This window comes from Streptomyces sp. NPDC059037 (assembly GCF_042740015.1).
Classification (GTDB): domain Bacteria; phylum Actinomycetota; class Actinomycetes; order Streptomycetales; family Streptomycetaceae; genus Streptomyces.
In genome coordinates this window covers 1-11,858 of record NZ_JBHYIG010000297.1, presented here as the reverse complement: position 1 = coordinate 11,858, position 11,858 = coordinate 1, and the positions used below count along the sequence as shown (strand labels likewise).

At 73.7% G+C, this 11,858-nt stretch carries 11 protein-coding genes; 8 read left to right on the top strand and 3 right to left on the bottom strand.

All coding sequences use genetic code 11. The annotated features are described in order from the left end of the window. Positions 1-259: 259 nt before the first annotated feature. The 3 genes from ACFWY6_RS38445 to ACFWY6_RS38435 form a co-directional block, all read right to left on the bottom strand. The gene (locus ACFWY6_RS38445) at positions 260-544 is read right to left on the bottom strand and encodes a hypothetical protein (RefSeq protein ID WP_384700537.1); all 285 of its coding nucleotides are present in this window, start codon (positions 542-544) and stop codon (positions 260-262) included. A gap of 346 nt (positions 545-890) precedes the next feature. After that, complete coding sequence (locus ACFWY6_RS38440; protein WP_384700535.1) at positions 891-1,556, bottom strand: hypothetical protein; 666 nt, start codon at positions 1,554-1,556, stop codon at positions 891-893. 201 nt (positions 1,557-1,757) lie between these two features. After that, positions 1,758-1,997, bottom strand: coding sequence for a chaplin (locus ACFWY6_RS38435; RefSeq protein ID WP_384700534.1), 240 nt, complete (start codon positions 1,995-1,997; stop codon positions 1,758-1,760). A 442-nt stretch (positions 1,998-2,439) separates the two neighbouring features. On the opposite strand from ACFWY6_RS38435, the gene ACFWY6_RS38430 reads away from it, so the two are divergent. The 8 genes from ACFWY6_RS38430 to ACFWY6_RS38395 form a co-directional block, all read left to right on the top strand. After that, entirely contained in the window at positions 2,440-3,606 is a 1,167-nt protein-coding gene (locus ACFWY6_RS38430) for a glycosyltransferase (RefSeq protein WP_384700532.1), read from the top strand. Next, positions 3,603-5,087: a sugar transferase gene (locus ACFWY6_RS38425; protein WP_384700530.1), complete on the top strand. Its 1,485-nt coding sequence runs from the start codon at positions 3,603-3,605 to the stop codon at positions 5,085-5,087. Before ACFWY6_RS38430 ends, ACFWY6_RS38425 begins: the two co-directional genes overlap by 4 nt. A 97-nt stretch (positions 5,088-5,184) precedes the next feature. Beyond that, positions 5,185-6,444, top strand: coding sequence for an O-antigen ligase family protein (locus ACFWY6_RS38420; RefSeq protein WP_384700539.1), 1,260 nt, complete (start codon positions 5,185-5,187; stop codon positions 6,442-6,444). Further along, positions 6,441-8,105 (top strand): murein biosynthesis integral membrane protein MurJ, encoded by a 1,665-nt coding sequence (gene murJ, locus ACFWY6_RS38415; RefSeq protein WP_384700528.1) that lies wholly within the window; start codon positions 6,441-6,443, stop codon positions 8,103-8,105. Before ACFWY6_RS38420 ends, murJ begins: the two co-directional genes overlap by 4 nt. Next, positions 8,095-8,886: a polysaccharide deacetylase family protein gene (locus tag ACFWY6_RS38410; protein WP_384700526.1), complete on the top strand. Its 792-nt coding sequence runs from the start codon at positions 8,095-8,097 to the stop codon at positions 8,884-8,886. The genes murJ and ACFWY6_RS38410 overlap by 11 nt, the downstream gene beginning before the upstream one ends. Then, complete coding sequence (locus ACFWY6_RS38405; protein WP_384700524.1) at positions 8,883-10,061, top strand: glycosyltransferase; 1,179 nt, start codon at positions 8,883-8,885, stop codon at positions 10,059-10,061. The genes ACFWY6_RS38410 and ACFWY6_RS38405 overlap by 4 nt, the downstream gene beginning before the upstream one ends. Before the next feature lie 7 nt (positions 10,062-10,068). Beyond that, positions 10,069-10,734 (top strand): lipopolysaccharide biosynthesis protein, encoded by a 666-nt coding sequence (locus ACFWY6_RS38400; RefSeq protein WP_384700522.1) that lies wholly within the window; start codon positions 10,069-10,071, stop codon positions 10,732-10,734. After that, on the top strand, positions 10,734-11,858 hold a 1,125-nt coding region (locus ACFWY6_RS38395), incomplete at its 3' end, for a GNAT family N-acetyltransferase (RefSeq protein ID WP_384700520.1). The genes ACFWY6_RS38400 and ACFWY6_RS38395, both read left to right, overlap by 1 nt.

Here is an 11,858-nt window from a genome sequence, read left to right as displayed (position 1 = left end):
TGGCCCGCGGCCCCCCCCCCCCCCGCCCCGCCGCTCCTCGGGGAGCGCGTCAACTGTTGGTGGCCTGGTTGCCGAACGCCGGGTTCAGGGCGCCGGTCAGGTTGGCGGTGTTGCCGTACCCTCGGCGCTTGCGCCGTTGCCGCCGTGTGCTTATGGACTTGGCTGCGGGGGATTCCGCAGGGACACGCCCGGGTATTTGGTTCCCTAATTCGGTGCAACAAGCCGAGAGGAAGAGGTGGAGCAGAGTTCCGATTCAGCTCTACTTCGCGAGGGGAAGTCCGCCGAGAAGCTGCGACGGCGCGCCGTTGCCGCCCGAGCGCACCTTGTCCGTGGCACCCTTCACGGTGTTGACGACCGAGCTGGGGTTTTCGGAGTCGAAGGCGTTGGTGGCCACCGGGGACGCGTCGAGGGTCGACTGGGTGGAGATCGTGTCCAGTGCACCGTTCAGGCTGGTGGGCGTGAGGTCGGCGGCGAAGGCGGGTGCGGCGGCACCAGCGATGACCATGGATCCGGCAACGACAGCGGCAGCCTTCAGGGGCTTCATCGTGTTCCTTTCTTGGGCGACGGGTGGTCGCCAGAGGGGATTCTCACCGTTCACTTCACTTCGCCGTGGCTAACGAGCGCTCTGTACAGCGGAAACCCTGCGCGGCGGGAAATTCCGGGAACCCACCCGAACGAAGGCGGTGTCTCATGCTCGTATGAGATGGGCGGCGGGAAGGGCATGGGGCGCGGACATGAAAAGGCCGCCGGCCCCCGCCCGGGGGGCCCCCCGGGCGGGGGAGCAGATTACAATGCAGATGCGGATCGCCGCCCCTCGTACCGGCCGCGGGCGCCGCTGGGCCGCCGGGCGGGCCGGTATGGCCGACGCGGCGGGGGAAGCTGACTCGATGTCAGAGCGGTACCGGCACCGGAAGCGCGTCCGTCGGCAGCTTCGGCAGCGCGGGCAGGCCCGGCAGGTTGGGGACGGGCAGGCCGCCGCCGAGCAGCGTGGCGGCGATGAGGTTGACGAGGCTGGTGAGCACGACCGGAACCGCGGCGACGACCGCCGCGACGTCGCCGCCGGTGGCCGCCTTGAGCAGGGCGTCGACCGCGGTCTGAAGGGCCTTCAGGGCGTCGCCCTTCAGGTCGGCCGCCGCCTTGTCGTCACTCGACATGGCCTTGGGGACCGCCGGGACCTCCGGGACCGCGGGAGTCTTCGGGACCGCGGGAGTCTTGGGGAGTGCGGGGGCCTTGGGTGCCGCCGCCGTGACCGCCGCGATGGCGGCCTTCACCGCGTCGGCGTGCTTCGTGGCCTCCGCGGCGGGCAGTTGGCCGTTGTCGGCCTTGAGGATGGCGTTGAGCAGGTCGGTGACCGGCTTGAGCACACCGCCGACGTCGCCCAGGGTCTTGATCTGGGCGAGCAGCGCGTCCGCTCCGGGTACCGGTGCGCGGGCCGCCGCCTGGGCGCTGCCGTGGGGGGAGTCGTTCTCGGCGGCGATGGCGGGACCGGCCGTCCCGAGGAGGAGTGATGCGCAAAGGACGGAGGTCGCGATACGCCGTGCGGGCAGAGCGCGCATGGATGTTCCCTTCGATGATGCGTCAGATCTTGTGTTCACCGTGAAAGCGGTGAAGGCCGACCGCAACTGAGCGACTGCCATTTGGGGCAAGCGGGCCGTGCGGGTCCACGCGGGGCGAAGCGGAACGCACGACGGCCGCCCTCCCAAGGGGAGGACGGCCGTCGTGGAGAGCCGGCTGCTGAGGCGTCAGCTGCCGAGGTGTCAGCGGTTGATGCAGTCGTTGCCGAAGGCCGGGTTCGCCACGCCGATGACGTTGACGGTGTTGCCACAGACGTTGACCGGAACGTGAACCGGAACCTGGACGGCGTTGCCCGAGGCGACGCCGGGGGAGTGGGTGGCGGCACCCTGGGCGCCGGCGTCGGCGGCGGCGATGCCGGCTCCGACGGCCAGGGCCGCAGCGGCAACGGAGGTGAGGGCGAAAGCCTTCGCGGTACGCGACATGGAGAGTTGCTCCTTGGCCAGTTGATGCATCGGCAGGGCGGGGTGCCCGGCCCATGGATCAACGGGCGTCGCTCGCCGGGGTTGTGGACCCAAAAGGGTGATCTGCGGGTGCGGCGTTAACGCGGCGGCCTCCGGCCGGTGTTCCCTGCGAGCCGTGGACGCGCGGTGCTTCACGAATCCGACACACTTGTCAGCCTTGCTGGATAAATTCAAAAAGCCGCTAGTGTTGCTCACCTCCTGAAGCCATTAGACAGAACGAGTGTGGGAAGTTCACGAGGTCAGTGTGACTTTCGCATTCATTTCTCCCTCCTGGTTCGGAACCTTTCCCGAAAGGGCAACGCCGGTCATGCGCAATTCCCTGGGCCCGCTTCTGCGCCGTGTGATGCTGTGCGCCCTTTCCTTGCGGTAGCGCATCTCCTTCCCCCTGAGCAAGGCGCCGTGCATGCAACAGTCATCAACTCCCCTCTGGCCGGGGGTCCTTCACGTCACGCAGCCCGTCGACGGCGGAGTGGCCCGGGTGGTCACCGACCTGGTGGGGTCCCAGCTGTCCGCGGGGATGCGGGTCGACGTGGCCTGCCCGGGCGGCGGCCGTCTCGCGGAGGCCGTGCGGGGCCTTGGCTGCGGCATCCACCGCTGGGAGGCGACGCGCTCGCCGGGGCCGCGGCTCCCGGACGAGGTGCGCCGCATCGCCCGTATCGTCGACCAGCTCCGCCCGGACGTGGTGCACGCGCACAGTGCCAAGGCGGGGCTCGCGGCACGCATCGCCGTGCGCGGCCGGCTTCCCACGGTGTTCCAGCCGCACGCGTGGTCCTTCGAGGCGGTCGGCGGCGTCACCGCCCAACTCGCGCTGCGGTGGGAGCGGTTCGGGGCTCGGTGGGCCTCGCACGTGGTCTGTGTCAGTGAGGCGGAGCGGTGTACCGGGCAGCGTTCCGGGATCGCCGCCCGCTGGTCGGTCGTCCCCAACGGGGTGGACGTCGGGCGCTTCGGGCCCGGCGACGCCGATGCGGGCCGGGCCGCGCTCGGGCTCGACGAGATCCTCGCGCCCGGGGCGCCCCTGCTGGTGTGCGTGGGGCGGCTCTGCCGGCAGAAGGGACAGGACGTGCTGCTGCGGGCCTGGGCGGCGGTCGCTCAGCGGTTGCCGAACGCCCGGCTCGTGCTGGTGGGGGACGGGCCCGATGGTCCCGCGCTGCGCCGCCAGGCGCCCCCGTCCGTGCTGTTCGCCGGGGACATCGAGGACGCCGCGCCCTGGTACCGGGCCGCCGACCTCGTCGTCCTGCCGTCCCGGTGGGAGGGCATGGCGCTCGTACCGCTTGAGGCCATGGCCTGCGCACGCCCGGTCGTGGTCACCGATGTGGACGGCGCGAGCGAGAGCCTGCCGCCCGGACTCGTGCCGCACGGCCTGGTCCCCGCGGAGGACCCCGGGGCCCTCGCGCGGGCCCTCACCGGTCTGCTCGGCGACCGGCAGCTGTGCGCGGCGCTCGGCCGCCAGGCGCACCGCCACGTACGGAACACCCACGACGTGCGGCACACCGCGGACGCTGTCGCGGCCGTGTACCGGGAGCTGCTGGGCGTGGGTCCCACCGAGTGCAGGGAGTCCATCACCCCGTGAGTGCGGAACGAAGCGTCGCCACCCCTGCCGCGCAGCCACGGGCCGCGGACCAAGCCGTCGCCACCGCATCGGTCGTCCCTCCCCGCGCGGGCGGGCGAAGCCTGCGGACGACCATCGGCCTCGGCTCAGCCACGCGCCGCCCCGCGGCCTTCCCGCTGCTGGCCGCCGACTGCGCCGCGGCCCTGCTCGGCGCCATGCTCCTCGCCGCGCCGCAGCGCCATCCCCTGCTGGTGGCCGTGCTGGTCGTCGGTGTGACCAGCCTGAACACCCGCGCCGCGCTGTACCGCAGGGTGGCCGTGCCCTCCGCGCTCGACGAACTGCCCTCGCTGGCCTGGCAGATCGCGGTGACGTGGGGCGCGGCAGGGCTCCTCGCGGCGAACTTCTCCGCGTTCGCCCCGGTCTCCCTCACCACCCTGGCGTCGGCGGCCGCCCTGCAGTGCGTGCTCAGCTGCGCCGGGCGCGGCACCGTCTACCTGCGGGCGCGCCGTGCGGTGCTCCGGCAGCCGCGACCGGCGCTCGTCGTCGGCCCCGGTGCCGTCGCCCGCCGGGTGGCCGACGCGGTGCTTCGCCATCCGCAGGCCGGGGTGCGGCCCGTGGGCATCGTGGGGGATGCGCGGGGCGAGCGTCCTGAAGCGGCGGAGGGTGCCGAACTGCCGGTGCTGCGCACGCTGGAGGAGCTGCGCCGCGCGGTCATCCAGAACAGCGTGCGGACCGTGCTGGTCGTCGGGCCCGACCCGGGCCCGGAGCAGATCGGCTGGCTGCGGTCGCTGAGCGCGTCGGGCTGTGACGTCTGGGCGGTCGACGCGACGCAGCCGCCGGGGTACGACGCGCCGGGCCGCCGGTACCGCTCGGGGCGCATCGCCGGGTTCCCCTGCCGCCCGCTCGCACCGGCCGGGCAGCGGCACCACAGCGTCAGCAAACGCGGCCTCGACCTGGTGACATCCGGGATCCTGCTGTTGCTGCTCAGCCCCGTCCTGCTGGCCTGCGCCGCCGTCCTGCGGTCCAGCGAAGGACCCGGAGTGATCTTCCGTCAGGAGCGCATCGGCAGGGACGGGCGGCCCTTCACCCTGCTGAAGTTCCGCACCCACCGTCCCGCCGATCCACACGAGGCGGCCACCCGGTGGACCGTCGCGGGCGAGCAGCACATGAGCGGCTTCTGCCAGTTCCTGCGCCGTAGCTCGCTGGACGAGCTGCCGCAGCTGTGGAACGTCCTGCGGGGCGACATGAGCCTGGTCGGTCCGCGCCCCGAACGCCCTTATTTCGTGGCCAAGTTCAGCCAAATGTATCCCGGCTACGCGGAACGCCACCGCATGCCGACCGGCATCACGGGCCTCGCGCAGATCCAGGGTCTGCGGGGCGACACCTCGATCGAGGACCGGTGCCGCTTCGACAACGCCTACATCGACAGCTGGTCGTTCTGGCAGGACCTGTGCATCCTGCTCCGGACCGCGGCCTCCCTCGTACGCCCGTCAGGGAGTTGACCCGGTGAACAGCGCTTCGGTCCGTCTCGTCCCGCCCGGCTCACCGGCCGCCGCGATCTCGGCGGCACTGCGCGGGGCCGCGCCCGTGCTGCCGGTCATGCTGCTGGTCGGGCTGCTCGCGCTGCCCGTGCCGTCGAGCGGCGCCGACTCCGGGGGCGGCACGATCGCCGACGCCGCTTCCGGTCTCGTCGTGCTCTGGTGCGTGGCCCACGCCGTGCGCACGGCGCGGCGGCCGCTGACCCGGACCGCCGCCGTCGTGCTCGGCCTTCCCGTGCTCGGCATCGCGGTAGCCGCCGTCGGCGCGGGCACCGCGTCCGCCGGGGCGACCGGCCTGGTGCGCTACCTGCAGGTCTTCGTCCTGGTGCCCGCGGCCGTCCTCGTACTCGTCAGGGACCGCCGCGACTTCCGCCTGGTGGTCTGGTCCCTCGTCGGCCTCGCCCTGTGGCAGGGCTCGCTGGGCGTGTACCAGTACGTCACGGGCACGGGAGCCAGCTACATGGGCTCGGACATCCGGGCCGTGGGCACCTTCGGCCCCTCCGACGTCATGGGGATGGCGACCATCGTGTCGTACGGAGTGGTGTGCGCCCTCGCCCTCGCGCTCGGCCCGGCGGCCTTGAAGCAGCGGCGGGCGGCGGCGGTCTGCGCGCTGCTCCTGATCGTCCCCCTCGCGCTGTCCTTCAGCCGCGGCGCCTGGATCGCCACGGCCGTGGCGTGCGGCGCGCAGCTGGCGTTCGCGGGAGCGCGGCGGGCGCTGCGGGTGCTCGCGGCCGTCACCGCCGCAGCGGTCGTACTCGTCGGCGGGTTCGGGATCGGCACCGCGATGCTGCAGGAGCGGATCACCAGCATCACGCAGGTGACCGACGCCCCCGACCAGTCGGTCACCGACCGGTACACCATGTGGGCGGCGGCCGTGGACATGTGGCGCGACAAGCCGCTGACGGGCGTCGGGCTAAAGGCGTTCCCCGACCACCGCGACAGCCACGCGTCCGTGGCCCTCTCCTCGGGCAGCGACACCGGCGGCGCGGGCGCGGAGTTCCGCCGCCAGCCGCTGCTCTCCCCGCACAACATGTATCTCCTCGTCCTCAGCGAGCAGGGGCTGCTCGGCCTGTGCGCCCTCGCGGGCAGCTGGCTGGCCTGCCTCGTGCTCGGGCTGCGGCGCCTGGTGCAGGTGCGCGGCGGACCGGGCGGTGGCCTGGACTGCGCCCTGGTCGCGTGCGGGCTGCTCATGTGGCTCCTTGTGGACTTCGCGTACGCCGACATCGGCGGCCCTTCGACGGTCCTGATGGCGGTCGTCCTCGGGCTCGTCGCCTGGTGGGCGCTGTCCCGGCGGGCGTTGGCCGGTGAGGTCCCGCGATGACGTCGACCACCCGCCCCGTCGGTGCCGCCCCGTCCGGCAAGGTGCCCGCCCCTGCCACCGGGGCGGCGCCTCCCAAGGGCTCCGACCCCTCCAACGGTTTTCTCGCCAAGGCGGCCCTCGTCACCGCCGTGCTCACCGTGGCCGGGGCGGTGCTCGGGCTCGGGCGCGACCAGGCGCTCGCGCACTTCTTCGGGGCGGGCTCGGAGACCGACGCCTTCCTGGTCGCGTGGACCGTGCCCGAGGTGGCCACCACGCTGCTCATCGAGGACGGCCTCGCGTTCGCCCTCGTACCGGCCTTCAGCGTGGCCCTGGCCCGCCGCCGCGGCGCGCGGGAGGACCCGGTGCGGGCGCTCGTGGCCGCCACGCTGCCCCGCCTCTCGCTGGCGTTCGCGGGCGTCGGCCTCGTCCTGATGGCGAAGGCGCCGCACCTGGTGGAGCTGCTCGCGCCGGGCCTGCCCGCCCCGCGGCTCGCCGTGGACTGCACCCGCCTCACCGCCACCTGCGTCCTGAGCTTCGGCCTCGCCGGCTACTGCAGCGCGGTGCTGCGGGCGCACCGCAGGTTCGTGGCGCCCGCCGCCATCTACGTCGCCTACAACGTCGGCATCATCGGCACCGTGCTCGTCCTCGACGGGCGCGGCGGCGTCCGGTCCGCGGCGCTGGGCGTCGCGATCGGCGGCGTACTGATGGTGGCCGTGCAGGCGCCGTCGCTCTGGTGGCAGCTGCGGCGGCGTGCGGCGCAAGCGCCGAGCGGCACCGCCACGGACGAGGCGTCGGCGGCGCGGCTGATGAGCGGCGCGCTCATCGCCACCGTGCTGCTGTTCGCGCTGTGCCGGCAGTCGCAGGTCCTCATCGAGCGCTTCTTCGCGTCGTCGCTGCCCGCCGGGGCGATCTCGCACCTCAACTACGCGCAAAAAGTCGCCCAGGTGCCGATGATCCTCTCCCTGATGCTGTGCACGGTCACGCTCCCGGTCGTCGCGCAGGCCCTGGCCGAGGGCGACGTCAAGCGGGCCAGGTCCCGCGTCGAACGCGACCTGGGCCTCGCCTCGTGCATCGTGCTGCTCGGCACCGCCGTGGTGATCGCGTGCGCGCCGCAGATCATCCAACTCCTCTTCCAGCGGGGCGCGTTCACCCCCGCCGACACCGCGGCCACGACGGCCGTCATGCGCGTGTACGCCCTGGGGCTCATCGGCCACACGCTGGTGGGGGCGCTGGTCCGCTCGTACTTCTCCGGGCACCGGGTCACGTGGTACCCGCTGGGCGCGATGGCGGTGGGGGTCGCCGCGACGGCCGCCATCGGCAGCCGGGCCGTGGACCTGTGGGGCGTACGCGGCATCGCGCTCGCCAACGCGGCCGGCATCAGCATCACGGCGGTCGTGCTGCTGTGCGGGATGGGGCCGCGCAGTGTGCCGATCCGGGTCCGCCGGGTCCTTGCCGAGCTGGCCAAGCCGGCGGCCGCTGCGGTGTGCGCCACCGGCTTCGGCGCGGCCGTGGCGCTGCGCTTCGCGTCCCCGCTGGTCGGTGTCGCGGCCGGGAGCCTGACCGTCGCCGGTGTCTTCGCGCTGGTGCTCTGGGTGCTGCGGGCCAAGGCCTGCAAACCCGTCGCCCGTTCCATCCGTTCCGTGGTCCGTTCCGTCACACGAAAGCGCTCGCATGGCCGCTGACACAGCACTGGCTGAGACGCCATGGACACCCCGCCCGCGCCGCGTGCGGCTGCTGCCCGAGGCGCCGATGTGGGTGGCCATGTACCACTCCGTGGACGACTGCGCCGACGACCCCTACGAGGTCACCGTCCCCGCCGAGCGCCTGGCGGCCCAACTGCGCTGGCTGCGGCGGCAGGGCCTGCGCGGTGTGAGCATGACGCGGCTCCTCGACGCGCGCGCCCGCGGCGAGGGACGGGACCTGGTCGGCCTCACCTTCGACGACGGGTACACCGACTTCGTCGACCACGCGCTGCCGCTGCTCCACCAGTACGGCTTCGACGCCACCGTCTTCGTCCTGCCGGGCAGGCTGGCCGGCGAGAACGTCTGGGACCCGCTCGGCCCGCGCAAGCCGCTGCTCGACGCCGACGGCATCCGGCGCGCGGCCGCCGAGGGGATGGAGGTCGCCTCGCACGGCCTGACCCACGTCGACCTCACGCTGGCCGACGACCGGGTGCTGCGGCAGGAGACCAGCGGCAGCAGGGAGGCCCTCGCCGAGCTCGTGGGCCGCGAGGTGGAGGGCTTCTGCTATCCGTACGGAACGGTCGACGCGCGGGTCGTCGACGCCGTGCGCGATGCGGGCTACCGCTACGCGTGCGCGATCTCCCCCGGCCCGCTGACCGGGATCCACGCCCTGCCGCGCGTCCACATCGGCCGCCGGGACACCGCGCTGCGGCTGCACCTGAAGCTGCGCCTCAACCGGTTCCGCCGCCGCGCGGCCGGTGAACCGGCGGTGACCCCGTGAAGGCCCTGCACATCATCACCGGCCTCGGCGTGGGCGGCGCCGAGCAGCAACTGCGACTGCTGCTGCGGCACTTGCCCGCCTCCTGCGACGTCGTGACCCTCACCAACCCCGGCCCGGTCGCCGACGGTCTGACGGCCGACGGGGTGCGCGTCATCCACCTCGGCATGTCCGGCAACCGTGACGTGGGCGCGCTGCCCCGCCTGGTGAAGGTCATCCGCGGCGGCGGATACGACCTGGTGCACACCCACCTCTACCGCGCCTGCCTGTACGGGCGGATCGCCGCGCGCATCGCGGGGACCCGGGCGGTCGTGGCCACCGAGCACTCCCTGGGCGACTCCCAGATGGAGGGCCGCCCCCTGACCGCCGGTGTCCGCGCCCTGTACCTGACCGGTGAGCGCCTCGGGCGGGCCACCGTTGCGGTCTCGCCGTCCGTCGCCGAGCGGCTCAGCCGGTGGGGCGTGCCCCGGCAGCGCATCCACGTCGTACCGAACGGCATCGACGTCGAGCCGTTCCGCTTCGATCCACGGGCCCGGATCGCGGCCCGCCGCCAACTGGGCCTTGACGACGAGGCGTTCGTGATCGGCGGGGTGGGGCGGCTCGCGGCGGGCAAGCGCTTCGACGTCCTGCTGCACGCCCTGGCCGCGCTGCCCGGTGACGTACGCGTCCTGCTCGTCGGCGGCGGCCCTGACGAGGCCAGGCTGCGCGCGGCCGCGCGTGAACTGGGCGTCGCGGAAAGGGTGTTGTTCGCCGGGGAGCGCCCGCACCTGGCCACGGACGCGGCCGCGGAGGGCGGCGACCTGCCCGCGCTCCTCGCCGCGATGGACGTCCTCGCATCGCCCTCGCCCGAGGAGGCCTTCGGCCTGGCCGTGGTGGAGGCTCTCGCCGCCGGTCTGCCGGTGCTCTACGTCAGGTGCCCGGCCGTCGAGGACCTGCCGCCGGGCGCGTCCGGCGGGGCGCTGCGTGTCCAGGGGGACCCGGAGTCGTTCGCCCGGGCGCTGCTGCGGGCCCGGGACGCGGGGCCGCGGTCGCGGCTGCCGCTGGACGCCGCGCACCACTACAGCATCACGCGCAGCGCCGATCAGCTGATGCGTGTGTACGAGACAGCTGCCGCCGGCCCGAGCCCGAGACGCCCGGCGCCGAGATGCCCGACCCGAGATGCTCGACCCCGAGAGTGAGTTCCCGATGACCGAAACCCTCAAGCGCAGGCACCGCCCGGCAGGACCGCCGACCACGGTGCTCGCACGCGTCAAGCGCCTTCCCGCGTGGTGGCTGCTGCCCGCCGGCGCGCTGGCCGGCGCCATCGCCGGTGGCGCGTACGGCGTGGTGAAGACGCCGACGTACACCGCCACGAGTTACGTGCTCGCCGTGCCGCAGGAGAGGTCCGACCCCACCGCGGCGCTCGGCTTCGCCCAGGCGTACGGCCGCGTCGCCACCCAGCTCGCGGTGCTCGGCGACGCCCAGGTCGAGTCGGGGGTGTCGCCGCAGACGCTGCGTGACAGCGTGCAGGCGGCCACCTCGCCCGACGCGCCGATGATCTCCATCTCGGCGACCGCCGCCAAGCCCGGCAAGGCGCGCGACATCGCCAACGCGGTGTCGCGGTCCCTGACCAACAACGCCAACCACACCCAGGACAGCACGCAGGTACGGCTGCTCCAGCTCTCCCGGGCGATCAAGCCGGAGGCGCCCGCGTCGGCGGCGCCGCCCTTGACGGCTCTGGTGGGCGCGAGCGCGGGCGGTCTGCTCGGCGGCCTCGCCCTGCTCGTACGGCCCCGGCGCACCGAGGAGCCGGTGGCGGCGGCCCCCGTGCCGGGGCCCGCGCAGGCCGCCGATCTCGGCCGGGAGACGTGATGGCACCGCACGGCCCCGCCCTGACCGCCGAAGTCTGCACGGACCAGGAGGAGTTCGGGGGGCTCGCGGCGGCATGGGCGCGGCTGCACCGCCGGTGCCGGACGGCGACGCCCTTCCAGAGCCATGCGTGGCTGCACTCGTGGTGGCTCTCCTACGGCAGGCGCGGCCGGCTCCGGGTGGTGCTCGTGCGCAGGGACGGCGAGCTCGTCGCCGCCGCGCCGCTGATGCGGACGTATCTGCCGCTCCCGGCGCTCGTGCCGCTGGGCGGCGCCATCTCCGACTTCACCGATGTGCTGCTCGACGACGCATGCGCCGATGAGGCCTTGGAGGCGCTCGCCGACGGCCTGTCGAGGCTGGCGCGCGGCGCGCTGATCGACTTCCGCGAGGTCAGGTCGGGTGCCGCCGTGGAGCGGATCTACGAACGGTGGCGCGGGCCCCGGCTGCGCCTGACGGACTCGCTCTGCCTCGAACTGCCCACGGCCTCCATGGACGCACTGCTCGGCCGGCTGCCCGCGCGGCGGGCCCAGCGGGTGCGCGCCAACATCCGCAAGCTGGACGCACTGGGCGTCGAGCGGCGGATCGTACGCCACGACGAGGTGGCCGCATCGGTGCGGACCCTCCTTCATCTGCACCAACTCCAGTGGCAAGGACGGAAGGTGACGTCCGAACACATCCGGCCACGGTTCTCCGAGCACCTGATCAGGTCGGTGGGGATCATGGTCAGGGCGGGCGACGCGGTCGTCACCGAGTTCCGGCTCGACGACGCCGTGGTCGCGGCCGATCTGACGCTGCTCTCGCCCGGCCTGGTCGGCGGCTACCTCTACGGCGCGCATCCGCGGCTGCGGGAGCGGAAGGTCGACGTGGCGACCATGCTCCTGAGCGCCTGCACGGAGCACGCGGAGGGCGACCGGGCCCGGGTGCTCAGCCTTCTTCGCGGCAACGAGCCGTACAAACACCACTGGCGCCCCGAGGCGGTCACCAACCACCGCTTCCTGCTGGCCCGCCGCCGCACCGCCCCCGTGCTGGGGGGGGGCGGCCGGGCCGCGCCGCCCCCCCCCCCGCGCCCCCGCGGGCACGGGGGGCGGGGGGGGGGCCGGGGGGGGGGGGGCGGGGGGGGCGGCCCC

What these genes read in the sequence shown, in the direction of transcription:
- ACFWY6_RS38445 (WP_384700537.1), bottom strand. Translation starts at nt 544, where the DNA reads ATGAAGCCCCTGAAGGCTGCCGCTGTCGTTGCCGGATCCATGGTCATC.
- ACFWY6_RS38440 (WP_384700535.1), bottom strand. Translation starts at nt 1,556, where the DNA reads ATGCGCGCTCTGCCCGCACGGCGTATCGCGACCTCCGTCCTTTGCGCA.
- ACFWY6_RS38435 (WP_384700534.1), bottom strand. Translation starts at nt 1,997, where the DNA reads ATGTCGCGTACCGCGAAGGCTTTCGCCCTCACCTCCGTTGCCGCTGCG.
- ACFWY6_RS38430 (WP_384700532.1), top strand. Translation starts at nt 2,440, where the DNA reads ATGCAACAGTCATCAACTCCCCTCTGGCCGGGGGTCCTTCACGTCACG.
- ACFWY6_RS38420 (WP_384700539.1), top strand. Translation starts at nt 5,185, where the DNA reads ATGCTGCTGGTCGGGCTGCTCGCGCTGCCCGTGCCGTCGAGCGGCGCC.
- murJ (WP_384700528.1), top strand. Translation starts at nt 6,441, where the DNA reads ATGACGTCGACCACCCGCCCCGTCGGTGCCGCCCCGTCCGGCAAGGTG.
- ACFWY6_RS38410 (WP_384700526.1), top strand. Translation starts at nt 8,095, where the DNA reads ATGGCCGCTGACACAGCACTGGCTGAGACGCCATGGACACCCCGCCCG.
- ACFWY6_RS38400 (WP_384700522.1), top strand. Translation starts at nt 10,069, where the DNA reads ATGACCGAAACCCTCAAGCGCAGGCACCGCCCGGCAGGACCGCCGACC.